The sequence below is a fragment of the Metabacillus sp. KUDC1714 genome (assembly GCF_014217835.1).
Lineage (GTDB): Bacteria > Bacillota > Bacilli > Bacillales > Bacillaceae > Metabacillus > Metabacillus rhizosphaerae.
Genome location: NZ_CP055263.1, coordinates 2,814,701 through 2,840,775 on the forward strand (window position 1 = coordinate 2,814,701; position 26,075 = coordinate 2,840,775).

The 26,075-nt window shown below is 36.3% G+C and carries 26 protein-coding genes and 1 riboswitch; of the genes, 17 read left to right on the forward strand and 9 right to left on the reverse strand.

The window, feature by feature from the left end; all coding sequences use genetic code 11:
- Positions 1-3: 3 nt before the first annotated feature.
- Together metH and HUW50_RS13430 are read right to left on the reverse strand one after the other, a co-directional pair.
- A complete protein-coding gene (gene metH, locus HUW50_RS13425) occupies positions 4-3,426 on the reverse strand; it encodes a methionine synthase (protein ID WP_066336434.1) in 3,423 nt (1,140 codons plus the stop codon).
- Positions 3,419-5,272, reverse strand: a complete 1,854-nt coding sequence (locus HUW50_RS13430) for a bifunctional homocysteine S-methyltransferase/methylenetetrahydrofolate reductase (protein WP_066336431.1) — start codon at positions 5,270-5,272, stop codon at positions 3,419-3,421. The genes metH and HUW50_RS13430 overlap by 8 nt, the downstream gene beginning before the upstream one ends.
- 102 nt (positions 5,273-5,374) lie before the next feature.
- Positions 5,375-5,645, reverse strand: a riboswitch (SAM riboswitch).
- A 28-nt stretch (positions 5,646-5,673) separates the two neighbouring features.
- Here HUW50_RS13430 and HUW50_RS27540 point away from each other — a divergent pair.
- Entirely contained in the window at positions 5,674-5,727 is a 54-nt protein-coding gene (locus HUW50_RS27540) for a hypothetical protein (protein WP_369094754.1), read from the forward strand.
- Positions 5,728-5,892: 165 nt separating this feature from the next.
- On the opposite strand, the gene HUW50_RS13435 is transcribed toward HUW50_RS27540, so the two are convergent.
- A complete protein-coding gene (locus HUW50_RS13435; protein WP_185654008.1) occupies positions 5,893-6,384 on the reverse strand; it encodes a YajQ family cyclic di-GMP-binding protein in 492 nt (163 codons plus the stop codon).
- A 181-nt stretch (positions 6,385-6,565) separates the two neighbouring features.
- Here HUW50_RS13435 and HUW50_RS13440 point away from each other — a divergent pair, with 181 nt between their 5' ends.
- Together HUW50_RS13440 and HUW50_RS13445 are read left to right on the forward strand one after the other, a co-directional pair.
- On the forward strand, positions 6,566-7,426 hold the full coding sequence (locus HUW50_RS13440) for a CvfB family protein (protein WP_066337319.1): 861 nt from the start codon (positions 6,566-6,568) through the stop codon (positions 7,424-7,426).
- Positions 7,427-7,664: 238 nt separating this feature from the next.
- Entirely contained in the window at positions 7,665-7,844 is a 180-nt protein-coding gene (locus HUW50_RS13445; protein WP_066336420.1) for a hypothetical protein, read from the forward strand.
- 66 nt (positions 7,845-7,910) lie between these two features.
- Here the strand turns inward: HUW50_RS13445 and HUW50_RS13450 are convergent, their stop codons facing one another.
- Together HUW50_RS13450 and HUW50_RS13455 are read right to left on the reverse strand one after the other, a co-directional pair.
- Positions 7,911-8,042 (reverse strand): DUF3941 domain-containing protein, encoded by a 132-nt coding sequence (locus HUW50_RS13450; RefSeq protein ID WP_083964714.1) that lies wholly within the window; start codon positions 8,040-8,042, stop codon positions 7,911-7,913.
- A gap of 64 nt (positions 8,043-8,106) precedes the next feature.
- Complete coding sequence (locus tag HUW50_RS13455) at positions 8,107-8,964, reverse strand: DegV family protein (RefSeq protein ID WP_066336417.1); 858 nt, start codon at positions 8,962-8,964, stop codon at positions 8,107-8,109.
- A 220-nt stretch (positions 8,965-9,184) separates the two neighbouring features.
- Here HUW50_RS13455 and HUW50_RS13460 point away from each other — a divergent pair, with 220 nt between their 5' ends.
- A complete protein-coding gene (locus HUW50_RS13460; protein ID WP_066336414.1) occupies positions 9,185-10,027 on the forward strand; it encodes a YitT family protein in 843 nt (280 codons plus the stop codon).
- Positions 10,028-10,040: 13 nt separating this feature from the next.
- Positions 10,041-10,517 carry a BsuPI-related putative proteinase inhibitor gene (locus HUW50_RS13465; protein WP_066336412.1) on the forward strand — a complete coding sequence of 159 codons (477 nt, stop codon included), beginning with the start codon at positions 10,041-10,043 and terminating at the stop codon, positions 10,515-10,517.
- Positions 10,518-10,557: 40 nt separating this feature from the next.
- Here the strand turns inward: HUW50_RS13465 and HUW50_RS13470 are convergent, their stop codons facing one another.
- The 3 genes from HUW50_RS13470 to HUW50_RS13480 form a co-directional block, all read right to left on the reverse strand.
- The gene (locus HUW50_RS13470) at positions 10,558-10,752 is read right to left on the reverse strand and encodes a DUF3813 domain-containing protein (protein WP_066336410.1); all 195 of its coding nucleotides are present in this window, start codon (positions 10,750-10,752) and stop codon (positions 10,558-10,560) included.
- A complete protein-coding gene (locus tag HUW50_RS13475; RefSeq protein ID WP_185654009.1) occupies positions 10,753-10,905 on the reverse strand; it encodes a hypothetical protein in 153 nt (50 codons plus the stop codon).
- Between the two features lie 104 nt (positions 10,906-11,009).
- Complete coding sequence (locus HUW50_RS13480; protein WP_185654010.1) at positions 11,010-11,822, reverse strand: Cof-type HAD-IIB family hydrolase; 813 nt, start codon at positions 11,820-11,822, stop codon at positions 11,010-11,012.
- Positions 11,823-12,080: 258 nt separating this feature from the next.
- On the opposite strand from HUW50_RS13480, the gene HUW50_RS13485 reads away from it, so the two are divergent.
- The 10 genes from HUW50_RS13485 (at position 12,081) to HUW50_RS13530 (ending at position 23,739) form a co-directional block, all read left to right on the forward strand.
- The gene (locus tag HUW50_RS13485; protein WP_066336402.1) at positions 12,081-12,848 is read left to right on the forward strand and encodes a prolyl oligopeptidase family serine peptidase; all 768 of its coding nucleotides are present in this window, start codon (positions 12,081-12,083) and stop codon (positions 12,846-12,848) included.
- A gap of 97 nt (positions 12,849-12,945) precedes the next feature.
- Positions 12,946-13,254, forward strand: coding sequence for a metal-sulfur cluster assembly factor (locus tag HUW50_RS13490; RefSeq protein ID WP_066336399.1), 309 nt, complete (start codon positions 12,946-12,948; stop codon positions 13,252-13,254).
- 349 nt (positions 13,255-13,603) lie between these two features.
- A complete protein-coding gene (gene argC / locus HUW50_RS13495) occupies positions 13,604-14,641 on the forward strand; it encodes an N-acetyl-gamma-glutamyl-phosphate reductase (protein WP_066336397.1) in 1,038 nt (345 codons plus the stop codon).
- A gap of 191 nt (positions 14,642-14,832) precedes the next feature.
- Positions 14,833-16,089, forward strand: coding sequence for a bifunctional ornithine acetyltransferase/N-acetylglutamate synthase (argJ, locus tag HUW50_RS13500; RefSeq protein WP_066336390.1), 1,257 nt, complete (start codon positions 14,833-14,835; stop codon positions 16,087-16,089).
- A gap of 10 nt (positions 16,090-16,099) precedes the next feature.
- Positions 16,100-16,882, forward strand: a complete 783-nt coding sequence (gene argB, locus HUW50_RS13505; protein WP_066336389.1) for an acetylglutamate kinase — start codon at positions 16,100-16,102, stop codon at positions 16,880-16,882.
- Positions 16,879-18,039, forward strand: a complete 1,161-nt coding sequence (locus HUW50_RS13510) for an acetylornithine transaminase (RefSeq protein WP_066336386.1) — start codon at positions 16,879-16,881, stop codon at positions 18,037-18,039. Before argB ends, HUW50_RS13510 begins: the two co-directional genes overlap by 4 nt.
- 131 nt (positions 18,040-18,170) lie before the next feature.
- Positions 18,171-19,241 (forward strand): carbamoyl phosphate synthase small subunit, encoded by a 1,071-nt coding sequence (locus tag HUW50_RS13515; protein WP_185654011.1) that lies wholly within the window; start codon positions 18,171-18,173, stop codon positions 19,239-19,241.
- Positions 19,234-22,323: a carbamoyl-phosphate synthase (glutamine-hydrolyzing) large subunit gene (locus tag HUW50_RS13520; RefSeq protein WP_066336381.1), complete on the forward strand. Its 3,090-nt coding sequence runs from the start codon at positions 19,234-19,236 to the stop codon at positions 22,321-22,323. Before HUW50_RS13515 ends, HUW50_RS13520 begins: the two co-directional genes overlap by 8 nt.
- A complete protein-coding gene (argF, locus tag HUW50_RS13525; RefSeq protein ID WP_066336377.1) occupies positions 22,320-23,264 on the forward strand; it encodes an ornithine carbamoyltransferase in 945 nt (314 codons plus the stop codon). Before HUW50_RS13520 ends, argF begins: the two co-directional genes overlap by 4 nt.
- Positions 23,265-23,559: 295 nt before the next feature.
- Positions 23,560-23,739 (forward strand): YjzC family protein, encoded by a 180-nt coding sequence (locus HUW50_RS13530; protein WP_066336374.1) that lies wholly within the window; start codon positions 23,560-23,562, stop codon positions 23,737-23,739.
- A 78-nt stretch (positions 23,740-23,817) separates the two neighbouring features.
- On the opposite strand, the gene HUW50_RS13535 is transcribed toward HUW50_RS13530, so the two are convergent.
- Positions 23,818-24,009: a YjzD family protein gene (locus tag HUW50_RS13535; RefSeq protein WP_066336371.1), complete on the reverse strand. Its 192-nt coding sequence runs from the start codon at positions 24,007-24,009 to the stop codon at positions 23,818-23,820.
- A gap of 250 nt (positions 24,010-24,259) precedes the next feature.
- Here HUW50_RS13535 and HUW50_RS13540 point away from each other — a divergent pair, with 250 nt between their 5' ends.
- Positions 24,260-24,997 (forward strand): alpha/beta fold hydrolase, encoded by a 738-nt coding sequence (locus HUW50_RS13540; RefSeq protein WP_066336368.1) that lies wholly within the window; start codon positions 24,260-24,262, stop codon positions 24,995-24,997.
- 218 nt (positions 24,998-25,215) lie between these two features.
- Complete coding sequence (locus tag HUW50_RS13545) at positions 25,216-26,013, forward strand: Rossmann-fold NAD(P)-binding domain-containing protein (RefSeq protein ID WP_066336365.1); 798 nt, start codon at positions 25,216-25,218, stop codon at positions 26,011-26,013.
- The last annotated feature ends 62 nt before the right edge of the window (positions 26,014-26,075 follow it).

Here is a 26,075-nt window from a genome sequence, read left to right on the forward strand (position 1 = left end):
GTATTACATTACATTAAAATATCTTGCTTCCGGATGGGCTACGACGATTGCTGTAACAGATGCTTCAGGCTCCATCATAAAGCCTTCTGTTAGCTGAATTCCAATATCTTCAGGTCTCAATAGCTTAAAGAGTTTTTCTTGATCTTCAAGGTCAGGACAGGCTGGATAGCCAAATGAATACCTTTGACCTTGGTATTTAGCTGAAAAGCGCTGATCCATTGTAAAGTCAGGGGCATCAGGGAAGCCCCAACGATCACGAACAAGCTGATGTGTTCGTTCGGCTAGTCCTTCTGCAAGCTCTAGAGCAAGAGCTTGAACAGCATGGCTTTTTAAATAATCGCCTTGTTCCTTAAAGCCTTGTGCTAACTCGCGAATTTGGCTACCTGCTGTAACTGCAAACATGGCTACATAATCAAATCCATCTTCCTGCTTAGGGCGAACATAGTCTGAGATACAACGGTATGGTAGTTTTTCTTGTCTTGGAAAATCAAATGTTTCCAAAATTGAATTTGTGTTATTTGGATCTAAAATATGCAATTTATTCCCTTCGCTATAAGATGGGTAGAATTGATAAGCAACAGCTGGCTTAAACCAATTCTTTTTGGCGCCATCCTTTAATAGGTCTTGAATTAACTCAACTAATTCTAATGCTTTTGGATCTTTCTTTTGCACTAATTCCTTGATTTTTCCTTTTAGTCCAAGATGGTGTCCGATTAGCATTTGCATATTTATATATGGAATAATTTGAGTTAGGTTAATATCTTTAAGCAGATGACGTTTTGTATCAACTGGTGTAAAGATTGGTGCTTCACTAAGGTTGCCACGCTTTTCTAATAGCTCAGTAACAGCTTTCGATTGTGCACTTTTTGGTTTCGATTCTTCAGTAACTGCCGCTTCTTTTTCAGCAAACAGCTCTGGAGTAGTCCGCAATTGATTTGCCAATGATAATCCGTCCATTGCATCTTTTGCGTAAACAACTGGACCCGTATATTGTGGAGAGATTTTCATTCTCGTGAATTTTCTTGAAAGGGCAGCCCCACCTACTAAAATTGGTACGTTGCAATTAGCTTCATGTAAGTCCTGAGCAGTAATGACCATTTGCTGAGCAGACTTTACTAAGAGCCCTGACAATCCAATAATATCGGGATTCTCATCTTTGACTGCTTGAATAAGTGTTTGAGGTGTTACTTTAATTCCCAGGTCAATAACCTTATAACCATTATTACTTAAAATAATGTCCACCAAGTTTTTACCGATATCGTGAACATCACCTTTAACAGTTGCTAATAAAATTTTACCTTTTCCACTATCGTCTTTCTTGTCCATAAATTGTTCTAAATAAGATACCGAAGCTTTCATTACTTCAGCACTTTGTAATACTTCAGCAACGATTAATTGATTGTCATTAAACAAGACACCAACCTCGGCCATTCCAGCCATTAGGGGTCCGTTAATGATCGAAAGGGGATCAGGGTACTTTTTAAGAGCTAATTCTAAATCTGGAAGAAGACCTTCCTTTGTTCCTTCAACGATATAAAGAGCTAGTCTTTCCTCTAATGGAAGAGATTTTACTGGCTTTTTGTTTTCCTTTTTCTTTCCTCGATAAAATGCTGTAAACGCAGCAAGTGTTTCATCAGTTGTTTTGAATAATAGATCTTCTGCTTGCTTGATTTCTTCCTTTGGAATTGAGGCAAAACGCTCTAATTTTTCGGTATTTACAATCGCATAATCAAGTCCTGCTTGTGTGCAATGGTATAAATAAACTGCATTCAATACTTCACGTCCAACAGGAGGAAGGCCAAAGGATACATTACTTACACCAAGGATTGTTAAGCATTCTGGTAAGTGTTCCTTTATCAGTTGAATACCACGTACTGTTTCATTTGCAGATCCAATATATTGCTCATCACCAGTTCCAACTGGGAAAACAAGTGGATCAAAGATTAAATCACTCGCCTTAAGACCATGTTTTTTGACAAGTAAATCATGTGAACGAATCGCAACCTCAAGCTTCTTTTCAGCTGTTAATGCCATCCCAATTTCATCGATGGTCCCTACAACTAAAGCTCCACCATATTTTTTTACAAGGGGAACAATTGCATCAAAGCGTTCTTCACCGTCCTCAAGGTTTATTGAGTTGATGATAGCTTTACCTTGAGAATATTTTAATGCTCTTTCGATGACATTTTCATCTGTTGAGTCAATAACAAGAGGGGCCTTTACCTTTTTAACAACCTCTTGAATGAATGCTTCCATATCTTCAAGTTCATCTCTGTCAGGGTCTGCTAAGCAAATATCGATAACATGTGCACCATTTTTCACCTGTGCTCTAGCAATTTCAGAGGCTTCTTCAAATTTTTGTTCTGCAATCAACCGTTTGAATTTACGAGAACCGATAACGTTTGTTCTTTCTCCGACAAATAGTGGACGCATGCCATCTTCATAAAGAAGGGCATCGATTCCAGAAACAGTGTGACCACTTGAAACGTCTTCGATGCTCCGTGGGTTGATCGTTGCTACAGCATCAGAGATGGCTTTAATATGTTCAGGAGTTGTTCCACAACATCCGCCTACAAAATTTAGCCAGCCTTGTTCAGCGAAGCCAACAAGTTTTTTGGCAAGTGACTCAGGTGATTCATGGTAATTTCCTTCTTCATCAGGTAAGCCAGCATTCGGATAACAACTTACAGCTGTATTCGCTAATCCGGATAATGTACGGATATGGTCTGTCATAAATTCAGGACCTGTTGCACAGTTAAGACCAACCGAAATTGGTTTCATATGCTCTAATGAGACATAAAAAGCCTCAATATCCTGTCCTGCTAATGTTGTACCCATTGGTTCAATTGTTCCTGAAACCATAAGTGGAAGCTCTTTACCTGTTGTTTCAAATGCCTTTTGGATGCCTAAGAATCCAGCTTTTACATTGAGCATATCCTGACTAGTTTCAAGGAGAAGTAAGTCAGCGCCACCGATAATTAATCCTCTTGCTTGTTCTTCATAGTTATCGACTAAAGTATCAAATGTTGTCCCACCAGTTACAGATAACGTTTTCGTTGTTGGACCCATTGCTCCTGCAACATATCTTGGTTTTTCAGGTGTGGAAAATTTATCAGCTGCGTTTTTTGCAATTTTAGCTGATTCAATATTAAGTTCAAGGGCGAAAGAACCTAGGTCGTATTCATCTAAAACAAGACTAGTAGCTCCAAATGTGTTTGTTGAAATGATATCTGAGCCTGCTTCAAGATAGGCTTCATGAATCATTTCAATTGTTTTCGGTGCTGTTAAAGTTAAATATTCATTACAGCCTTCGTAGTCTTCACCACCAAAATCATCAGGTGTAAGATCAGCAGCTTGAATCATTGTACCCATTGCACCGTCAAGTACAAGTATCCGTTTTTTTATTTCATTTTTGATGCTACACATGTGTAATCTTCCTTTCAGCCAGTTGTTTTTCCTTCTCATGGATGTAATTGGTTAGCTCCACTGTAAGGTCGTACTGTAAAAATGGAGTTATTAAATAAATTCCATTAAATAAATCAAATGCTGTATCAATAAGATCCTTTGCAATGGCTAAGCCCTCTTGGCGGGCTTGTTCCTTATCTGTTCCAGCTGCTGCCATTTTTTCACGAATCGAATCTGAAAGTTTAATTCCAGGAATTTCATTATGAATAAATTCTGCGTTACGGCTTGATGTCAATGGCATGATCCCGATGTAAATAGGTGCTTTTAAGTTTCTGGTTTCCTCATATACATCGACAATTTGCTGACTTGAATAAAGAGGTTGTGAGATAAAATAATCTGCACCATGGGCAATTTTCTTTTCAAGTCTGACAACAGCCTTATCTAAGTGACGAACATTTGGATTAAAGGCAGCCGCAACTGAGAAGTTGGTTTTTTCACCTAATGGTTTACCGGAGTAAGAGACACCTTCATTGAATTGTTTAATTAAACTGATTAAATCAAACGAAGAGACATCATAAACAGAAGTTGCCCCAGGGAAATCACCAATTTTTGAAGGGTCACCAGTAATTGCTAGTACATCAGATAGTCCTAATGAATGTAAACCCATTAAATGAGACTGTAAGCCAATTAAGTTTCGATCACGACATGTAATATGAATTAATGCTCTGCCACCTGTTTTTTCTTTTGCGAGTATTCCGGCAGCTAGGTTACTTACCCGTGGAGAAGCAAGCGAGTTATCTGCAAGAGTCAAAGCATCGATACCTGCATGATGAAGCGCTTGTGCCCCTTCAAGGAATTTATTCATTCCAAGCTTCTTCGGTGGGTCAAGCTCAACAATAACTGAACGTTTTTCCTTTACAATCTCCTGAAGTGGAGGAAGTGTGTCAGTATTACTAGATGTGATATTTACTTGTACTTGCTTCGGAACTCTTACCTTTTTATCTGTAACAGGAGCAAGATGCCCTACAGCTTCAGCGATTGCTTGAATGTGTTTTGGTGTTGTTCCACAACAGCCACCAATTAGGCGAACACCTTGGTCTCTAAATTTCAGAGCGCTCTCCTTAAAGTAACCTTCATCAGATTCATAAACAAGACGACCTTCATTTAAAGCAGGTAAGCTACTGTTCGGGAATACAGATAGATAGGCTGACTCAAGAAGCGGAACCTCCTCAAGAGATTGAATCATATGGTATGGACCTAAACGACAGTTTAAGCCAATTACATTTGCACCAAGCTCTTCGAGAGTTGAAAAAGCATCTGTTAATGCTGTTCCATCTTGTAAAACACCTGCTTCATGGAGGGATACATTGGCAATGATTGGTTTATTTGTTTCCTTTTTTGCAATTTGGAGTACTGTTTTCATTTCCTCTAAATCATAGTAGGTTTCAAGTAATAGGCCGTCTACATCTTCATTTAGTAAGATAAACAACTGCTCTCTAAAATTGCGTTTAATTTCTTCAAGTGTATGGGCACTTTTTTTGAAGGAACGAACTCCGCCAATAGTTCCAAATACATACGTCGAAGAAGTAGCTGCTCGTTTGGCAATTTCAACAGCAGTTTTGTTAATTTGTCTAATTTCATCCTCTAGGCCGTAACGTGAGAGTTTAATATCATTTGCCCCATAGGTGTTCGTCTGAATTAGGTTAGCACCGGCTTGAATATATGCTTGATGAACGCGCTTGACATCATCAGGTTTTGATAGGTTTAATTCTTCAAAACAACGATCAACACCATGGGAATAAAGCATTGTTCCCATTGCACCGTCCCCAATTAAAATCTTACTTTTTAAGTCTTCCAAAAAGCTCATAGAAAAGCCTCCGATCTATGTAGTAGTGTGAGGAGAAAAGATGAATCGAAATAATAATAAAAAAAGCCCTCTTAAGAAGAAGGCTGAATGATTCAAAGCTTCCCCTTATCTTTCAAGCATCTTACATGCTTAGCTGGAATTAGCACCTTGGCACTCGGAGGATAAGTAGGATAGATTAAATTGTTTAGAAAGGTTGTAAACCATACTGTTGTTTGTTTTCTATCCGCACCTGCAAGCTTTGTAGATGCGGATAGAAAACAACTTAAGGTTTATTTTCTTCTTTGAACAATCAACTAAAATCCAGGTCTTCACTCGTTATGGACCGGTTGCTGAAGCTTCATAGGGCCAGTCCCTCAGCTTCTCTTGATAAGATATGAAATTATTGTATTTACTTTAATATATTGAAAAGTGTTACAACTAATTTATCTAATATTATGAAAAATATCAATAGTTAAATGATATTTTTCATAATATTAAGTGTGGGAAAAGGTGGTAATCAAGTTTTGAAACGTAAAAAAGGCAGTTCATGTGACAACGATTTGTTTGATGAACTGCCTGGGAAAATCATATAAGATTACTTTGGGTAGGAACTTTGACATCCAGCTCCAGCGCTTTTGTTTTTAGCGATAATTAATAAACTGTACGTCAATTGGCAGGTCAGCTTCTCTTATTGCAGCAATGACTTGTTGTAAATCGTCTCGGCTTTTTCCTGTTACACGAATTTGATCATCTTGAATTTGAGTTTTCACCTTTAAGCCAGCGTTTTTAATAAGCGTATTTATTTTTTTGGCATTGTCTTTATCAATCCCAGAAACTAATTCTGCTCTTTGACGAACTGTTCCACCTGAGGCATTCTCAATTTTTTTATACGAAATATTTTTAATTGGTACATTTCGTTTAACAAGTTTTGATAATAGGACATCTTTTAGTTGGTCTAGCTTATACTCATCGTCTGAGACTAAAACTAGTTCTTCTTTTTCTAATGATATATTACTTTTGCTCCCTTTGAAATCATAACGAGTAGCAATTTCTTTCATTGCTATACTAATTGCATTTGTCACTTCAGGGAATTCAATTTTGGATACAATATCAAATGAACTATCTTTCGCCATATTAATCCTCCATTACGTATATAATATGGTTAGATTATAGTAAAATAAAACAATGTTCACAACTTTTTAAACGCTCAGGTGATTATTGAGTATAATTGTTTGCTGAAAACGACGTATAAATGATGAGAAAGTGAGAACTAATAATATTTTCACTTAAATGATGAAAGGAACGATAAATGATATGATGCCAGGCACATTTGCAATATTAACGATAGATGAAAAGGTTGATTATGGATACTTCTTAACAGATGGAGATGAGCGTGTACTATTACATAAAAGCGAAGTGATAGGAGAAATCGAGGTTGGAGAAAAAATTGAGGTCTTTTTCGTGATTGATGCTCAAGAACGATTGTATGCAACAATGAAAAAACCACTGATTACGGATCAATCATATGGTTGGGTCGAAGTGGTAGATGTAGTAGATGATATGGGGGCATTTGTGGATATTGGCTTGAGTAAGGATGCTCTTGTTGCAATGGATCACCTCCCGTTTTTAAGAGAAGTATGGCCTAAACCAGGGGACAAGCTTTATTGTACATTAAAGGTTTCAGGAAATGGCCGTTTTTTTGTTCGCCTAGCGACAGAGGAAATTGTTGAACCTCTCTTTAAAGATGCTGATCGTTCGTTGTTTAATAAAGAAATATCAGGAACTGTCTACAGAATGATTGTAGCAGGTTCATTCATATTAACTGAAGAAGGCTATAAAGGTTTTATCCATTCCTCACAGCGAACCGTTGAGCCGCGTTTAGGTGAAACAGTAACAGGACGAGTTATTGACGTGAAGGAAGATGGGACTCTTAACGTCAGTTTATTGCCTCGTAAGCATGAGGCATTGAGTGGTGATGCAGAACGAATTTATGGTTATATGCAAGAAAGAGGCGGAGCTATGCCTTTCAATGATAAAAGTGATCCAGATGATATATATGAACGATTTGAACTAAGTAAAGGTGCGTTTAAACGAGCTTTAGGGCATTTAATGAAAAATGGTAGAGTTTATCAAAAAGATGGCTGGACATATTTTAAAGAACAGCAGGATCAATAAAAATAACAAAACGTCCTCCATTTCTATTTAGAAATGGAGGACGTTTTTTATTGGCGATATGAATATGACGATGGTTGATTTCGTAATAAGATAGATAATTTAAAAGTAAGATCCTGTCATACAGGTTCTTACTTTTATAAGTATATTCATTTTCATTTCAAACCAAAATCTTGACGCTTTCATAAGCTACAAAATATACTGATTTTATAGAATGTTTAGTATAAAGGATTGGTATGGGATGGAAATAAAAGTGCTTGCAGTTGAAGATGGAATTCATAATAAGTTAAAGCTATCAAGAGAGCAATATGCACATCTAAAAGATAAGAATGTTTTTTCGCTTGGTGATCAAGTATATCATTATGGGAGAATGGACCTACAAACGAATTGTCTAACGATATATGTAAAACCAGAAAAATAACAACCTATAGAACAATAAGGTCTTTCACTTATCATGAGTTGCATGCCTAAGTAAAAGACCTTTTGTTCATTTATGATCTGTTCTCTTAGAATATTGACGTTCACCTTGCTTGCGATTTTTATCACGCATCATGTTTTTTTCATGGCGCTTAGCATTGTTATCTTGTGCCTTTTTATCGTTATCACTAGTATGTGGCATGAAAAAACTCCTTTCAAACGAATATAGCTTTATCATGCCCTTTCCGAGCTTTAAATATGTGTTACTACAACTCGTCATTTAAGAAGAATATCGCAAGAGTACCAGGACCAGCATGAGCTCCAACAACTGCCCCAACATAATTTATATACACTTCATTAGGTGAAAATTCTTTCTCGATCAATGCTTTCATTTCATAAGCAGCTTCTTCATCATCTCCATGGCTGATGGCGATGGTTTGGTTTTGTAAGTTAACACCACGTTCACTCATAATTTCAATAATGCGTCGAAAAACTTTTTTGCGTCCGCGTATCTTTTCAAGAGGAATAAGTTTTCCGTCCTCTACATGAAGTAAAGGCTTGATATTTAAAAGTCCCCCAACAAATGCAGATGCTTTGCTAATTCTGCCTCCACGAGCTAAGTATTCTAAATTATCTACAGTAAAGATATGCTCCATCTTTAAACAATAGTTTTTAACAGCTGTCTCAATTTCACTTAGGCTTTTTCCACTTTCAGCTAAATCGGCTGCATATCTAACAGCAAGACCATGTCCAAGCGAGGCACACTTTGTATCGATAATCGCTAATTCAAATGAGGGGAATTCTTCAAGTACCTCATTTCGAATCATCATCGCTGTCTGATACGTTCCGGATAGCTCCGACGAGAAAGCTACATAAAGACTTGGTATTCCTTTATTTGCAAGGTCTGTAAATGATTCCTTTATTAAAAGAGGAGAAGGTTGTGATGTTTTAACAACAGCACCTTCGCGCATTGCATTATATAACTGTTTAGGTTTTATTTCTATTTGATCTTGTAGTTGCTCACCCTTAATATCTACGCTAAGCGGAAGAAATGAAATAGAATGTTCCTCAAAATAATCTAGGGGTAAATCACAAGCACTATCTGCTAGGATATGTACATTCATTTAAACACCTCATTTGTATTTGCTCATTTTTTAAAATTTCCAATTAAATACGAAAGTATAAGATATCTATATTCCTTCAAAAAGCAGTCATGCTAATAAGTCTAATTCATTTTTAGTTTATCATGACCAAATTAAAATACAATCTTTGTATTCATTTTACATGAAAATGGGAAGAACAAAGAATATAGGGACTTAGATTGTAAAGGAGGTCTATCTTTTCATGATTAAAGGTGAGGTAGTAAAAATTATTGTTGTGCTTGTTGGTGCATTATTAAATGCAATAGGTTTGAACTTATTTCTAATTCCTGCAAACGTATATTCAAGTGGTTTTACAGGGCTTTCTCAACTGCTTTCTAGCATACTAGAGGAATATACACCTTTTTATATTTCCACAGGTATCTTATTATTACTACTAAATATTCCAGTAGCAATTTTGGGATGGATAAAGGTAGGGAAAACCTTTACGTTATATAGCTTCTTAAGTGTAGCAGCAACAACTGTATTTTTAGAATTAATTCCACTACAATCTCTATCAAACGATATTTTACTTAATGCGGTTTTCGGTGGGGTAATACTTGCTGTTGGTGTTGGAATCACATTGAAATATGGTGCCTCTACAGGGGGATTAGATATTATCGCAATGGTGCTGTCTAGAATGAAAGATAAGCCTGTTGGAACCTATATTTTCATGTTGAATTCTGTCATTATTTTTACAGCAGGTCTTTTGTATGGTTGGGAGAAGGCATTATATACTTTAGTTGCGCTTTATGCTACAACAAGGGTAATTGACGTAATCCATACTAGACATGTGAAGCTTACTGCGATGGTTGTTACAAAAAAGGCAGATGATTTAAAGAAAGCCATCCATTCGAAACTAGTAAGAGGTATTACGATGATTCCAGCTAAGGGTGCTTTTACGAATGAATCAAAGGATATGATGATTATTGTTATTACTCGGTATGAATTGTATGATTTAGAAAAAATAATCAAAGAAGTAGATCCGAATGCATTTACTAATATAATCCAAACAACAGGGATATTTGGCTTCTTCAGGAAAGATTAATGAGGTGTTTTGAATGGCACGATCTATCATACTGTTTAGCATGATGATTATGTTTTTATTTGGTTGTACAGGTGGTAATGAGAATACTGCAAATACACTTGTTGAAGAAAAAGAGGGGGAGGTAAAAGTGGAGATTGATGAACTCGAATTAATGGTTGACGTGAACGTCTTACGTAATCAAGCGGAATTTATTATTACACTAATAAACAATTCAAGTGAAACGAAAAAACTTGATTTTTCTTCGAGTCAAAAATATGAAATTATCGTTACTGAGCAAAATAATCAAGAGGTATATCGTTACTCAGAAGGAAAGATGTTTGCTCAAGCCCTAGAGTCTACCTTAATTAAGCCAGCTGAAAGCATAAAGTGGGAAGAAATATGGGAAGGTATAAAACCTGGTGAATATGAAGTTGAAGTATCTATTTTATCGCAAGATACCGAAGGGTTAATAAAAAAGAAGACTATTCACGTTACAGAAGAAGGGAGCTGACTCATGAGAGTCAGCTCCTTTTCATAAAGCTTTGCTTTTCTTAAATAGACTCAATTGTTTGCTGAAACTCACGAAGTTGAGCACGTTCGGCATCTGTTGAATTGACAAATGCAGATGACAGTGCATTTTTTGCTTTCATAATCGCTTCATGCTTATCACCTTGAACAGCCCCACCTGCAACAGAACTAGCGTAAGCAACAGATTCTCTAGCTTGTTGAAACAATTGATTTCCCATTTATATCCCTCCAAGTGAGGTATCTACGGCATTATTTGCTTTACGTTCTTCTGATTCTGATAATGTTGTATGGTAAGGGAACCTCTCATCGTGCTTAGTAACTGTATCTTTGCCTTGTTGAACAAAACGTTTTGATTTGTTACGTTTACCCATTGAAAAAGCCCCCCTTTTTAATGGTGACGTTTGTTTACGTCTGTCTTATTGTGTACGAAATAAATGAATATATTAATGGCAATTTGTTGCTGATTTAACACCATTTAAAGGGATAATACATCTTTTAAATATAGAGCAACACCGTCTTCTTCATTTGACCGTGTTTCCTTATTAGCAACAGCTTTGAGTTGGTCTATTGCATTGCCCATTGCAACTCCATGGCCAGCATATTTAAGCATTTCTAGATCATTATCCTCGTCTCCAAATGCAATTATCCGTTCAACGGGAATGTCATAATAGGATGCGATTTTTTGTAGACCAACTGCCTTATTCATCCCTGCTTTAATTATTTCAATAACATGCCAAGGTGCTGCCCATCTTCTGTGATCAACCACTTCAGCATGTACATCCGATAAATAAGTTCTTATTTTTTCAACATCTTCTTCTGCTGCATGTATGAGGATGCTTGTTACATCATCGCCCAGATTTTCTCGTAAATCGCCAATTTTAATGGATGGATTCCCCATGCTAAATACATCTAAAAGCTTTTCGTCATGATAATGGAAATATACGTCATCAATGATTTCAGCTAACATATTATGTATGCTATGTTTTTCAGCAACCTCAATTATTTCCTTTACTACGTTTAGTTCAAGTGTTGTATGATATGTTCCCCACTCATTATTTTTAGGATGATGAACATATGCACCATTAAAATTAACAATCGGTGTAGTAAGTTGTAATTCATCATAATAAATGGAGCTTGATCGAAAGGGTCTTCCTGTCGCAATACAAACGATATGTCCGGCTGCTTTTGCTTTTTCAATTATCTCTTTTGAATACGATGAAATGGTTTTATCGTCCTTTAAAAGAGTTCCATCTAAGTCTAAAGCAATTAAGAAAGGTTTCGTTTCCATAAAGTCTCCTTTTCGTCTTGTTAGATTTTGGCATACCGTGGATAAGCGCTTTGACATCCAGCTTCAGCGCCTAGCCCCTCGAGGTCATAAGCCAATTTAGAATCGAAGGCAAAGAGCGCCTTCTATTCTAAATCGTCTTATGCTTGTCGGGGCTGAACGAGGCGCTTGCGCTTTTGTTCTTAGTGTATCTTTTTTCCAAGTTTAATGTCTACATGTTACAATTAATTAGTGGCAAAATAGTTAGGGAGGCCGTTTCGTTTGGTTATCGTTGAAAAAATAAATATAGCAGACATTCCGCTATTACATATTGTAAATCATTCACTTAGGGATAAAAAAACCCCTGTTGTAATTTTTGTTCATGGTTTTACGAGTGCAAAGGAAAATAACTTACATTATGCTTATTATCTTGCAGAAAAAGGGATAAGAGTCGTTCTGCCAGAGGCACTCGATCATGGAGAAAGAAGTAAGGATTACAATACAAAGGAATTAAGCTTTCGGTTTTGGAAAATCGTTATAAATGAGATTGCAGAAGTGAATACAATTAAAGAATATTTTGAAGTAAATGATTTAATTGATCAAGGACGTATTGGTCTAGCAGGTACCTCAATGGGTGGCATCACTACATTAGGGGCATTAACACAGTATGATTGGATTAAAGCAGCTGTTAGTCTAATGGGAAGCCCTTGTTATACAACATTATTAAAAGGTCAGCTTTCTGCTTTGCAGCAAAGTGGTGTGAAAATTCCATTGTCCAATGATGAGATTGATGAACAGCTTTCTCTTTTAGAGCCTTTTGATTTAAGTCTTCATACAGAAAAACTTCAAAATAGACCACTATTATTTTGGCATGGAGAACGTGATGATATGGTGCCATTTGCTCCTACGTATCAATTTTACAAGGACATTATACCAATGTATGAAAAAACACCTGAAAGACTAAAGTTTATTGTAGATCCATTAGCAGGCCATAAAGTATCCCGTGAAGGCGCATTGGCTTTGACAGAATGGTTTGAACGTTACTTGTAGATGTACTTCAAGCAGAATCCTTTAAATAAATTATTTACTTTACTATACTCAAGGTAGAAATAGACGTTGAATCTTAAAAGTTGGAGGAATAACATTTATGGATGAATTATTAAAAGAAAATATTTACGGTGCACTTGAAACGGTTGAAGATCCAGAATTAGGTGTAGATATCGTAAATCTTGGCTTAGTATATGATGTTCAAATGGATGAGCAAGGAAATACAGTGGTTTCAATGACATTAACATCAATGGGGTGTCCTTTAGCAGGAACAATCGTTGATCAAGTGAAAGCGGCTCTATATGATATTCCAGAAGTGAAAAATGTTGAGGTTAAAATCGTTTGGAGTCCACCGTGGACGAAGGACAAAATGTCCAGAATGGCCAAAATCGCATTAGGAATTCGATAAAAGACAAAATCATCAGTGGGTACATGCTCCGCTGATGATTTTTTTTATACCCATATTACACCTATTTTTTTTCTTCTAAGAGTAGAAAATCAATGACTTTACTAGTCTATTCTTAAAATCCTCAACAAAAAGCTACTTAACATATACATTTTTACAATTCTTTTATGCAATCTTCTGTATAGATATATAACATGGTATTTTGTTTGTTCCATATTCATTTTCTTATAATTAAAGGATTTTTTTGAAAAATCTATAAAAACATTATTTATACACTTGATTTTATTTTTATACATATTTATAATGAGAAATAATTTAGAAGATATCGAATTTAACAAGAGAAGGTGATTTAGTGAAGGTCGGAATTGTCGGAGCCACTGGTTATGGTGGGGTCGAATTATATCGAATATTATCTAATCATCCACATGTAGATGAATGTATATTATATTCATCTTCAGAAATGGATGTCCCATATAGTAACTCATTTCCACATTTAACTGAAATAAGTGATCATATTTTGAAAAATATTGATGTTGAAGAAATAAAAAGCAATGTAACGGTTTTATTTCTTGCGACTCCTCCTGGTGTATCCAGGACTTTATCACCTCAATTTATTGATTCAGATGTAAAGATTATCGATTTGTCTGGGGACTTAAGGCTAAAAAATAAAAGTGAATATGAAGAGTGGTATAAACGCCCATGTGTAGATGAAAATGTTCTCGAAAAAGCCGTATATGGTCTTCCCGAAATATACAAAGCGGACATAACAAAGGCTAAATTACTCGCAAATCCAGGATGTTTTCCAACTGCAACCATATTAGGGCTAGCACCGGTCGTAGAGAATAAACTTGTTAACGAACAATCAATTATTGTTGACGCAAAAACGGGTGTGTCTGGTGCAGGGCGTAATGCATCACAGACAACTCATTTCTCAGAAGTAAATGAAAATGTAAAAATATATAAAGTACATGAGCACCAACATATACCAGAAATCGAACAAGCGCTTCATACGTTAAATGATGCGATTACATGTATTTCCTTTAACACACACTTAATGCCAATGACACGAGGAATCATGGCAACAATTTATGCAAGTTTAACAGATACGTATTCAACTGAAAAATTACTAGACTTATATAAGGATTTTTATGCGGATTCTCCATTTGTACGAATTCGAAAGCAAAATGAATTTCCTTCTACAAAAGAAGTTTACGGATCAAACTTTTGTGATATTGGTTTAAAAGTAGATGAACGAACAGGAAGAGTTACGATCGTATCAGTAATTGATAATTTAATGAAGGGTGCAGCAGGTCAAGCGATTCAAAACTTTAATCTAATGAACGGTTTTGAAGAAACAACAGGATTATATCATGCACCTATTTATCCATAAGGCTTTTTTTGAATAATAGGGTGACCCCGGAGGTGCTAAGCACGTAAGAGGCTTCCGGACCGTCCGCGGAAAGCAAACGCCTGCAGCGGAAATCAATCAAGTTTAACACAACAAAAAATAAAAGATGGGAAAATAAGGAATCGGCGAAACACCATTATATTTCAATGTTATCGCGAAACGGGCCATCTATAATGACCACTGGGGAGGAAAAGGCAGTGTTACAAACAAAGGCAACCACTTGCTATACAAAAATTGAAGATGGATCTATCGTTACACCAAAAGGATTTTCAGCTGATGGTGTTCACGCTGGTTTAAGATATTCTAAAAATGATGTAGGTGTTATTTATAGTGAAGTACCTGCAAACTGTGCGGCTGTCTATACACAAAGTCACTTCCAAGCAGCACCATTGAAAGTAACTCAGGAAAGTATTGCAAAAGAAGGGCGTCTGCAAGCGATCATAGTAAACAGTGCCAATGCAAATGCATGCACAGGTGAACAAGGTCTTAAAGATGCTTACGAGATGAGAGAGCGCTGTGCGGATCTATTTAATATAGAAAAACACTTTGTAGCTGTTGCTTCAACTGGTGTTATCGGAGAATTCTTGAAAATGGATAAAATTCGTCAAGGGATTGAGGAGCTAAAACCACAAGCTTCGAAGGAAGCTGCAGTAGAATTCCAACAAGCAATTCTTACAACCGACTTAGTGATGAAAACCTCATGCTATGAAGTAGTGATTGATGGGGAAAAAGTGACAATCGGTGGGGCTGCAAAAGGTTCAGGAATGATTCATCCGAATATGGCAACAATGCTTGGTTTTGTGACAACAGATGCAAATATTGATTCTAAATCATTACAATCAGCCTTAAAAGAAATTACTGATAAAACATATAATCAAATTACAGTTGATGGTGATACATCAACGAATGATATGGTTCTTGTCTTAGCAAATGGTCAAGCTGGAAACAAGCAATTAAATGAAAATCATCCACAGTGGAATGACTTTAAGGCTGCCTTTCAAATGGTTAGTGAGGAGCTTGCGAAACAAATCGCTAAAGATGGTGAAGGGGCAACAAAGTTAATTGAAGTCGAAGTAACAGGTGCAAAAACGAAGCAGGAAGCAAATGTAGTTGCAAAGAAAATTGTTGGTTCAAGCTTAGTGAAAACAGCTGTTTACGGTGCTGATGCAAACTGGGGAAGAATTATATGTGCAGTCGGATATAGTGAAGCTTCAGTAGAACCCGAAAAGATTGATATTTATCTAGAAGACATTTGTCTTTTTACTAATAATAGCCCACAGGCGTTTTCAGAGGAAGCTGCTAGTGAATATTTAAAGAACGATCAAGTGAAAATTTCAGTTAATCTAGGAGTTGGAGATGCAGCTGGTAAGGCGTGGGGCTGTGATTTAACCTATGATTATGTAAAAATAAACGCAAGTTACAGAACATAAGGAGATCGATATGTCAAAAACAGTCGTTTTAAAATGTGGCGGAAGTACAGTACACCAATTGTCAGAATCATTTTTTCAAAGTTTAAATGTATTGATTGAAAATAACTGGAAGGTCATGATTGTTCATGGTGGTGGTCCAGATATAACAAACATGCTAAAAGCTTTAAATATTGAAACAGAGTTCTTTAACGGGCAACGTAAAACAACAAAGGCTGTGTTAGAGATTGCTGAAATGGTCTTAGCAGGGAAGATAAATAAGCATCTAACAAATCTTTTGCAACAAAAAGGACTTAAAGCAATTGGGTTATCAGGTAGTGATGGGCAACTTTTACAAGCGAGCTATTTAGATAAGGAAAATCTTGGCTTGGTTGGCAAAGTAACATCAGTAGATACATCCAGTGTTTCATTACTAATGGATAATGGGTATATACCTGTGATTGCGCCACTTGCACGTACTGTGACATATGAAACTCTTAATGTTAATGCAGATTTAGCTGCTGCAGCAATCGCTCATGCAGTAGGGGCAGAAAAGTTTTTATTTGTAACAGATGTCCCTGGGATATTGGACGGAGAAAAACAAGTAATCGAAAAAATTACACCTTCTGAGATACAGTCACACATTGAAAAAGAAGTAATTACAGGTGGAATGATTCCAAAAGTTCAATCAGCGATGGCAACACTTTCAGACATATGTCAAGAAGTGATGATTGTAAGTGGGCAACAAGCATTTATCGAAAATGACAGTTTTAAAGGAACAAAAATCGTGAGAGAACAGGAGGTCTTGTCATCATGAGTTATTTATTTCCGACTTATGCTAGATGGAATGTTTCAGTTAAAGAAGCAAAAGGATCATGGGTAACAGATGAAAATGATAAGAAGTACCTTGATTTTGTATCAGGAATCGCTGTATGCAATTTGGGTCATGCAGATGATGATGTAATGCAGGGTGTTCAAGATCAGCTTAAAAAATATTGGCATGTATCTAATCTTTTTCATCAGCCAATCCAAGAGGAGGTAGCTAAGCTTTTAGTGGAGCATAGCGATGGAGAAGCAGTGTTCTTTTGTAACAGTGGAGCGGAAGCGAATGAGGCAGCCATTAAATTAGCGAGAAAACACACAGGGAAAACGAAAATTGTGACATTTCTTCAATCATTTCATGGTAGAACTTTTGCAACAATGTCAGCAACAGGGCAGGAAAAAATACAACAAGGCTTTGGTCCTCTTCTCGAAAAGTTCACTTATCTACCATATAATCAAACGCAAGCTTTAGAGGAACTAGAAGAAGATGTAGCTGCAATCATGCTTGAAGTAGTTCAAGGTGAAGGTGGAGTTGTTCCGGCAGAGCAAGAATTTATTGATAAAGTTGCTGAAACCTGTAAACGTGTTGGCGCCTTGTTAATAATCGATGAGGTTCAAACAGGTATCGGCCGAACAGGAAAACCTTTTGGCTATCAACATTATGGAATAACCCCAGATATCATAACCTCTGCAAAGGGCTTAGGAAGTGGGATGCCAGTTGGAGCGATGATTGGTGCATCATCATTGATTGAAACCTTTCAAGCAGGAAGCCATGGTTCTACCTTTGGGGGAAACCCGATTGCAATGGCTGCTGCAAAAGCAACATTGACGAAGATTCTACAGGATGATTTTTTAAACGAAGTTACTGAAAAAAATATATACTTAGTTAATAAGTTGAATAGTATAATAGGAAATCATCCACTTGTGAAGGAAATACGTGGAAAAGGCTTGTTGATTGGTATAGAATGTAAGGAACAAGTTAGTATGATGGTCGATCAGTTAAGAGACAATAACCTACTTGTTTTACCAGCGGGTCCAAATGTTATACGTATGCTTCCACCATTAACGGTTTCATATGAAGAGATTGACGAGGCACTTGGAATCATTGATCAGACATTCTCTACATTAAAGCAATCTGCGGTCGCTCATTAATTTGAGCATTTTTTTTACAAAGTGTTGAATAAAAATACTAAGTTTTTAATATTTATCCAATTAAAGGGTTGTTAGTAGGAAATATAGACCTACTTTTAGAAGTATCACTTTAGCAAACGAGGTGCGAACAGATGAAAGGATATCTCCATTTAGAGGATGGTTCGGTATATACAGGAGAACTTGAACATGGATCAACACAAGACATCAACGGAGAAATTGTATTTTTTACAGGAATGACAGGGTACCAGGAAGTGTTAACAGATCCTTCATATAAGAATCAAATTGTGGTTTTTACGTATCCTCTTATTGGGAATTACGGTATCAATATTACAGATGACGAGAGTAAGCAGCCACAAGTAAAAGCAGTGGTGATCTATGAATGTACATCCGCCTATTCACATTATGAAGCACAATATAGCTTTAAGGAATATTTGCAAAAATGGAACATTCCGATTATACATCATATTGATACACGTGCAGTTGTAAAAAAAATTCGTAGCCATGGCTCTATGGCGGCAACCATTTCACCAACTCTTAATCAGGAAGCTAAGCCATGTGCAATTTATGAGGATGGAGTTTTTGAAGTTACCTCATCTAAGCTGGAATCTTATGGCGAGGGTGAGAAGCATATTGCTTTAATCGATTTTGGCTATAAGAAATCAATTTTAACAGCTTTAGTTAATCGTGGATGCAAAGTTACAACTGTTCCATTGAAGATGATGGATAAAGTTGCAGAGTTAAAACCCGATGGTGTTCTACTATCAAATGGTCCAGGGGATCCTGAGCAGTTATCAAGCTACTTTTCCCAAATAAAAGAAATTGTTTCCACCTATCCAACACTAGGTATTTGCCTAGGACATCAGTTGATCGCCTTATCCTTTGGTGCAAAAACGAAAAAACTTTTGTTTGGGCATAGAGGGGCAAATCAGCCTGTTTATGATTTGAAAACAGATAAAGTATTTATGACTTCGCAAAACCATAGTTATGTTGTAATCGGGGATAGTTTAAAAGCAACGGATTTGAAAACTCGGTTTTATCATATTAATGATGACTCAATAGAAGGTCTAGCACATTCAACATTACCAATTATAACAGCACAATTTCATCCAGAGGCACATCCAGGACCTTCAGATAGTGAATGGATTTTTGATGAATTTTTAGATTTAGTCGCTGCTACAAAAGGAGATATTCTTTATGTCTAAAAACCAATCAATTAAAAAAATAGTTGTCATCGGTTCTGGCCCTATCATAATTGGTCAGGCAGCAGAATTTGATTATGCTGGAACACAAGGATGTTTAGCCTTAAAGGAAGAGGGCTACACCGTTGTGTTAGTGAACAACAATCCAGCAACAATTATGACAGATGAAGAATTTTCAGACGTCCTGTACTTTGAACCGTTAACGATAGAAAGTGTAACAAAAATTATAGCAAAAGAAAGACCTGATGGACTACTCGCTTCATTAGGTGGTCAAACAGGACTAAATCTAGCTATGGAACTTCATGAAGCAGGAGTTTTAGAAAAATATGGTGTTCAGTTACTTGGTACATCAATTGAATCGATCCGAAAAGGGGAAGATCGCAACGAGTTTCGTCAATTAATGTACGATTTAAATGAACCAATTCCTGAAAGCTCAATTGTAACAACTCTAGAAGAAGCCTTTGTATTTTCGAATAAAATTGGCTTCCCAATTATCATTCGTCCTGCTTATACACTAGGTGGTAAAGGTGGAGGAATTGCAAATGATGAGGAAGAATTTAAAAAGCTAGTAAAAAGCGGATTACAAGCTAGTCCGATTACCCAATGTTTAATAGAAAAAAGTATTGCAGGCTTTAAAGAAGTTGAATATGAGATGATTCGTGATCAAAATGGTACATGTATTTCTGTATGTAATATGGAAAACATTGATCCAGTTGGAGTTCATACTGGTGACTCAATTGTTGTAGCTCCATCGCAAACTCTGACAGATCAGGATTACCATATGCTTAGAAGTGCTGCAGTAAAGATCGTTTCTGCGCTTGGGGTTGTCGGTGGTTGTAACATACAATTAGCATTAGATCCAAAAAGCAAGCAATATTATGTCATTGAAGTAAATCCACGGGTTAGCAGATCATCTGCTCTAGCATCAAAGGCAACAGGCTATCCAATTGCAAAAATCGCAGCAAAGCTTGCAGTTGGTTATACATTAGAGGAATTAAAAAATCCATTAACAATGAGTACGTATGCCAGCTTTGAACCAGCACTTGATTATGTAGTTGTAAAGTTTCCAAGATGGCCATTTGATAAATTCAATAAAGCAGATCGCAAGCTAGGGACGAAAATGAAGGCAACTGGTGAAGTCATGGCAATTGAACGGAATCTTGAAGCAGCCATCCAAAAGGCTTGTGATTCACTTGAACTAGACAATATCGGAACGCATTTGCCAGAGCTCGCGGAATTATCAACAAATGCAATTGTCGAGTTAATGAATAAAACAGATGACCGTCGTTTCTTTGCTGTAATGGAGCTAATTAGAAGAGGAATGCCGATTGAAGAAATACATCAACTGACAGAAATGGATCTGTATTTTCTCTCAAGCTTTAAACAGATTGTTTCTCTTGAGCAACAATTGAAACAACAAACAATTTCAACTCTAAATGGTGAATTACTTGCTAGTGTAAAGGAGAAGGGTTTCTCAGACAGGACAATCGCATCGTTACTTCATGCACCTGAGGCAGATGTAAGAAAACTTCGACTGGAAGTAGGGGTAAAGGCTGCTTATAAATATGTTGATACATGTGCAGCAGAGTTTGAAGCACGCACAAATTATTTTTATTCAACATATTTCGGTGAAAATGAACAGCCTACATTATCAAATAAGAAAAAGATATTAATTATAGGTTCTGGACCAATTCGTATCGGCCAAGGAATTGAATTTGATTATAGTGCTGTTCATGGAATTAAAGCCTTGAAGCAATTAGGCTATGAAGCAATCATGATTAACAATAATCCAGAAACAGTTAGTACTGATTTTGAAACAGCGGATCGTCTTTATTTTGAACCAATTACTCTTGAGCATGTCCTAAATATTGTCGAGTCAGAAAAAATTGATTCTGTCATCGTTCAGTACGGTGGTCAAACAGCGATTAATCTCGCTGAACAATTAGAAGCAGCCGGTGTGACATTGTTAGGAACGGATACTGACACTCTTGATTGGTTAGAAGATCGCGATAAGTTTTATCAATTATTAGATGAGCTTTCAATTCCACATGCTGTTGGGTTAACAGCAAACAATGCAGATGAAGCAGTAAAAGGCGCAAATGAAATAAGTTATCCAGTTCTTTTACGTCCTTCATATGTAATTGGTGGAAAAGGAATGGTAGTTGTTCATAATGAAGAAACATTAACTCAATTACTATCTGAAAGTGTAAATATGATATATCCTGTACTTATTGATCAATTCGTTCAAGGTCTTGAAGGGGAGATTGATCTCATTTCAGATGGTAAGGAAGCTTTTATTCCAACCCATATTGAACATGTAGAGCCAGCAGGTGTTCACTCAGGGGATAGTCTAGCGATTCTCCCATCTCAAAGCTTAACTGACAACAATAAACAGGTAATAGCAGAATATGCGAATGCATTAGTGAAAAAGCTTAATTACCGTGGGATAATGAATATTCAATTTTTAGTAAACGGAAATCAAATCTATATACTTGAAGTAAATCCACGTGCAAGCAGAACAGCGCCGATTATAAGTAAAGTAACGGGTATTCCAATTATTAAGCACGCCACTTATTTATTATGTGGAAAAGCATTAAGTGAACTTACGATAAAGCCAGCTGAAATAAGCGACTGGGTTGCAGTTAAATACCCTGTATTTTCTAGCCATGCTCTACATGATGTCGATATTACACTAGGGCCGGAGATGAAGGCAACAGGTGAAGGTATGTGTGTAGGACAAAATCTTCAAAGTGTGTATCGTAAGATTTTTTATAAAGACTTACAAGATATAACAAGTGTTTATTTTGATATAGAGAATGATGAAGCGATTGAAGCAACAAAGCAAGCGGGTCTTCAAGTAAACACCAGTGGGTATTCTTCTTGGATTGAAGGAAATAAAGGAATCTTTGTTTCACTAATTGACAGTGATGAGGCGAAATTAGATCGTCAATTAGCATTGGAAAAAGGGATGATTCTATTTACAAACCTTGCGACTTACTACGCATGTTTACAAGCGATCGCAACTAGTGACGATACTGTACTATCAATACAACAGCTTACAAAGAAGGAAGTGGTTAAGCAATGAGTAATGTAAAATTAAAAGAGAAAAAAACAGTAGAAAAAAGAGACTTTTTAACACTCCTTGATTATAGTAAGGAAGAAATTCTGAACCTAATTGACGAAGCATTTAAATTAGAGGAGAACCCACTTCAGCCCGTATTAAAGGGCAAAACATTAGCAATGATTTTTGAAAAATCGTCAACTAGAACTCGTGTTTCCTTTGAAACAGGTATGCTTCAATTAGGAGGCCATGCACTATTCTTGAGTAGTCAGGATCTCCAATTAGGTAGAGGTGAGCCTGTATCTGACACAGCAAAGGTATTGTCTGGATATGTTGATGGGATTATGATTCGTACCTTTGGTCATGATAAAATAGAAGAACTTGCTAAGCATGCAAGTATTCCTGTTATCAACGGATTAACCGATCTATTCCACCCATGCCAAGCACTTGCTGATTTAAAAACAATTTATCGCTTAAAAGAAAAGTTCGTTGGCGTAAAAACAGCTTATTTAGGTGATGGGAACAATGTAGCACATTCACTAATGATCGCTGCTGCAAAGGTTGGAATGGACTTTTCATTAGGTTGTCCTAAGGGCTATGAACCAAACCAATCTGTTGTAGAAGAAGCACAAAAACTAGCGGCAGAAACTGGAGCAACTATTACGATTACGCATGACCCAATTGAAGCGGTTAAAGATGCTGATATTATTTATACAGATGTTTGGGCTAGCATGGGGCAAGAAAGTGAACAACAAAAACGTTTAGTTGCTTTTAAAGACTTCCAAGTAAATGATCAGTTAGTCAAGCATGCGAAGGAAGATTACCATTTCCTTCATTGCTTACCAGCACACCGTGAAGAGGAAGTAACAGCATCGATTATAGATGGAGAACACTCAGCAGTATTTGAACAAGCAGAAAATCGTCTACATGTTCAAAAAGCTTTGCTGAAGGAACTACTTGCATAATAATTTACGACCTGGCACAAAATAGTGTCAGGTTTTTTTGTACTAACTTTGCTTAGTAAGTTTTGGTGTCTAGCTCCAGCGCCTAGCCCCTCTTGGGTCTACAGCCACAAATGAATTGAAGACAAAGAACGTCTTCTATTCATTTGCATCCTATGCCTGTCGGGTCTGATCAAGCCGCTTGCGCTTTTCTAATTACCATTAAATACAAAAAAAGTGACTGTGTAAATAACTATGTATGAACTCATGAAAATAGCCTGTCTGGAGATACTAAGCAAGTAAGAGAGGGGGGATACGGATGGGCCAACAGCATCGTTTTAGATCAGGTCAAAAAGCACCTAACAATGGAATTTATGTAGAAATAGGTGAAACTGGCGATAATGTAAAAAATCCTGGTCAAATTAGATTAAAGGCAGGAGATCGTTTCCCTGAAACAGCTAACGATAATCGCCAATGGACATATAAAAGAAAACCATAAACCTACCTAAATACAAAAAAAATTCAAAAAACCCTACTTTTAAGTAGGGTTTTTTGAATTTTAGTCGAAAATCACTTATTAATGATGATCATGCTTCGCTACTGGTTCGTTAGGGATAACTTCAGCGATAATAAAGATGACAACGATTGCAACGACAGATAAAATAGTTGCAGCCATAAAGTCGTAATGACCACCAGTCATAGAATTAACAACATATGATGCCATGTGGATTAATAAAAAGCCCCAAAAAAATGTCCAAAAGAAACGCACTGCATTCACCTCTATTTCCAGACAATATCTCACTATATATTATCACATATTAATTCATTTTTAAAAGTATCTTTTTGAATTGTTCATAAACTTTCCATACATGACAAAGGTCTATATTTTCGAGATCTGTGATAGAGTCCCATTCTTTTTAACATAGTATACATACATTATATAAACGGGAAAGGAATATGATATTTTCACAACCTCTTTTCCTTATTTAAAAGTCTAAAAAGAGAAAGGTGGTGGGCAAGTGATGATTACGGAGCGCTTTTTTCAGCTTGAAACGGAATGGAATGTCGTCCATTTACCGACAAAACCGAATGGGTTTGGAATTTTAATATTAGGAGATCGATCAGATTTTGTCGATGAATCCTCAAGCTTTTGGCATCAGCATTATGGACGAAATCAACTTATAGCTGAATTAATGAATCAAGGATACACACTGTTTCATTCAAATTTATATGGTAGTAACTGGGGGAGTCCTCGAGCAGTAACAATGGCAAAGCAGCTTTATCACATGATAATGAAAAAAGAAATTTTAAATGAACGGGTTCATTTGTTATCGGAAGGAATGGGTGGATTAACAGCATTACAATTAATGGAGACCATACCTGATAAGATCCGCTCTGTGGCAATGATGAATCCTTGCCTTGACCTCCAAGCCCATCTAGAAAAAGAAAAAGAGCATAAATTCTTTTATAAGCGTTTAATAAAGGAAATATCGATAGCCTATGGTATTGATGGAAAAATGATAAAATCATCATTAAATTTACCTTCAATGCATAATATAACCTCTCAAAAGCCTGTTCGGATTTGGCAAAGAATGAATTTTAACACATACCCACCGCAAGATCATAGTAAAAAATATGAAGAGATAAGAAAAAGTATGGGCAGTCCAATTCATCTCATTTATCATCTTGGAGATAACCCTTACCGAACGAACCAAACTATTATTAAATTCTATAAAGAGAATGAGAAGGTTTTGTAACATGAAACGGTATTTCGTACAGATAAAAACACCAAAAAGGCAAGGGGAGTTTCCTTCAATTTTTGGTGTTTTTTTTGCTGACTCGCCAAACTTTGTTGCTATTTACAAGTAGTGCGGTGTGGTTGATTGCAGCGTGTTCAATCCTGTATTATTTCACTAAATACTAAATTCAAACCGACATGCATACGATAGAATATCTGTCTATGAGGAGGAAAAGCATGTTAAAAAGAGTAATTGTCTTTGGAGCACACACATTTATTGGTTTTGCACTATGTGAACGGATCGTTAATGAAGGTATTGAGGTGAAAGGTGTACTTTTAGAATCGAGTGACTTAATTAAAAAGCGGTTAATAGATGAACGATTGATGATGGTTGGGAGAAATGCATTGTTTCAAACAACAGAAACCTATGAAAGATCTGATTATGAGAACACGGTAGATATGATCATACATTGTTGTGATGATAGTGAAGAAACCACTTTGATAGACCAAGATCGTAAACTTTTGCATCAATCGGTAGAAGTTTCAAATGAATTACATGTTCCACATGTCTTTATATCAACAATGAAAAGGGTAGACAAAGACTTGCGAAATAAGCATGTATCTTTTTGTGAACAATATCTTTCCGAAAATAAAGAAAAAAGAATGTTGGTTCACCTTCCAATATTGTTTGGTCCATTTCAACCTCCAACAGAAAAAATCCACCAATTTTTAGTCAAAGATAATAAAGAAAATGAAATTCTGATTATAGACGAGCCTATCCTATTTATTCAAGATGCAGTTAATGCTATTTTTGACTTGTTGTCGAATTTTCAACAAGGTAAAACTTATTCTATACATAATGATTTAAAGCAAAACCTAAAGTCAGCCTTTTTAATAAAATTAAAGGTGAATCCGGAATGTTTTAATGATTGTAGATCCGAAAAGTACTTGATCAAAAAACCTACAAGTATTGAAAAAGGGTTAAAAGCACAGAAGGAATTTATTGAAAAGTATAGTGAGATTCTTAAGACGTAAAGCAGTTATTACTTGTACAATTAAATAAGGAAAGGCTAAAATAAAAAGGATAAGTATAATAG

Coding starts and splice junctions, on each gene's coding strand:
- metH (WP_066336434.1), bottom strand. CDS start 3,426: ATGTGTAGCATCAAAAATGAAATAAAAAAACGGATACTTGTACTTGAC.
- HUW50_RS13530 (WP_066336374.1), top strand. CDS start 23,560: ATGGGCCAACAGCATCGTTTTAGATCAGGTCAAAAAGCACCTAACAAT.
- HUW50_RS13510 (WP_066336386.1), top strand. CDS start 16,879: ATGAGTTATTTATTTCCGACTTATGCTAGATGGAATGTTTCAGTTAAA.
- HUW50_RS13480 (WP_185654010.1), bottom strand. CDS start 11,822: ATGGAAACGAAACCTTTCTTAATTGCTTTAGACTTAGATGGAACTCTT.
- argF (WP_066336377.1), top strand. CDS start 22,320: ATGAGTAATGTAAAATTAAAAGAGAAAAAAACAGTAGAAAAAAGAGAC.
- HUW50_RS13460 (WP_066336414.1), top strand. CDS start 9,185: ATGATTAAAGGTGAGGTAGTAAAAATTATTGTTGTGCTTGTTGGTGCA.
- argJ (WP_066336390.1), top strand. CDS start 14,833: ATGACCACTGGGGAGGAAAAGGCAGTGTTACAAACAAAGGCAACCACT.
- HUW50_RS13450 (WP_083964714.1), bottom strand. CDS start 8,042: ATGCCACATACTAGTGATAACGATAAAAAGGCACAAGATAACAATGCT.
- HUW50_RS13545 (WP_066336365.1), top strand. CDS start 25,216: ATGTTAAAAAGAGTAATTGTCTTTGGAGCACACACATTTATTGGTTTT.
- HUW50_RS13490 (WP_066336399.1), top strand. CDS start 12,946: ATGGATGAATTATTAAAAGAAAATATTTACGGTGCACTTGAAACGGTT.
- HUW50_RS13470 (WP_066336410.1), bottom strand. CDS start 10,752: ATGGGAAATCAATTGTTTCAACAAGCTAGAGAATCTGTTGCTTACGCT.
- HUW50_RS13520 (WP_066336381.1), top strand. CDS start 19,234: ATGTCTAAAAACCAATCAATTAAAAAAATAGTTGTCATCGGTTCTGGC.
- HUW50_RS13465 (WP_066336412.1), top strand. CDS start 10,041: ATGGCACGATCTATCATACTGTTTAGCATGATGATTATGTTTTTATTT.
- HUW50_RS13455 (WP_066336417.1), bottom strand. CDS start 8,964: ATGAATGTACATATCCTAGCAGATAGTGCTTGTGATTTACCCCTAGAT.
- HUW50_RS13515 (WP_185654011.1), top strand. CDS start 18,171: ATGAAAGGATATCTCCATTTAGAGGATGGTTCGGTATATACAGGAGAA.
- HUW50_RS13430 (WP_066336431.1), bottom strand. CDS start 5,272: ATGAGCTTTTTGGAAGACTTAAAAAGTAAGATTTTAATTGGGGACGGT.
- HUW50_RS13475 (WP_185654009.1), bottom strand. CDS start 10,905: ATGGGTAAACGTAACAAATCAAAACGTTTTGTTCAACAAGGCAAAGAT.
- HUW50_RS13435 (WP_185654008.1), bottom strand. CDS start 6,384: ATGGCGAAAGATAGTTCATTTGATATTGTATCCAAAATTGAATTCCCT.
- argB (WP_066336389.1), top strand. CDS start 16,100: ATGTCAAAAACAGTCGTTTTAAAATGTGGCGGAAGTACAGTACACCAA.
- HUW50_RS13445 (WP_066336420.1), top strand. CDS start 7,665: ATGGAAATAAAAGTGCTTGCAGTTGAAGATGGAATTCATAATAAGTTA.
- HUW50_RS13440 (WP_066337319.1), top strand. CDS start 6,566: ATGATGCCAGGCACATTTGCAATATTAACGATAGATGAAAAGGTTGAT.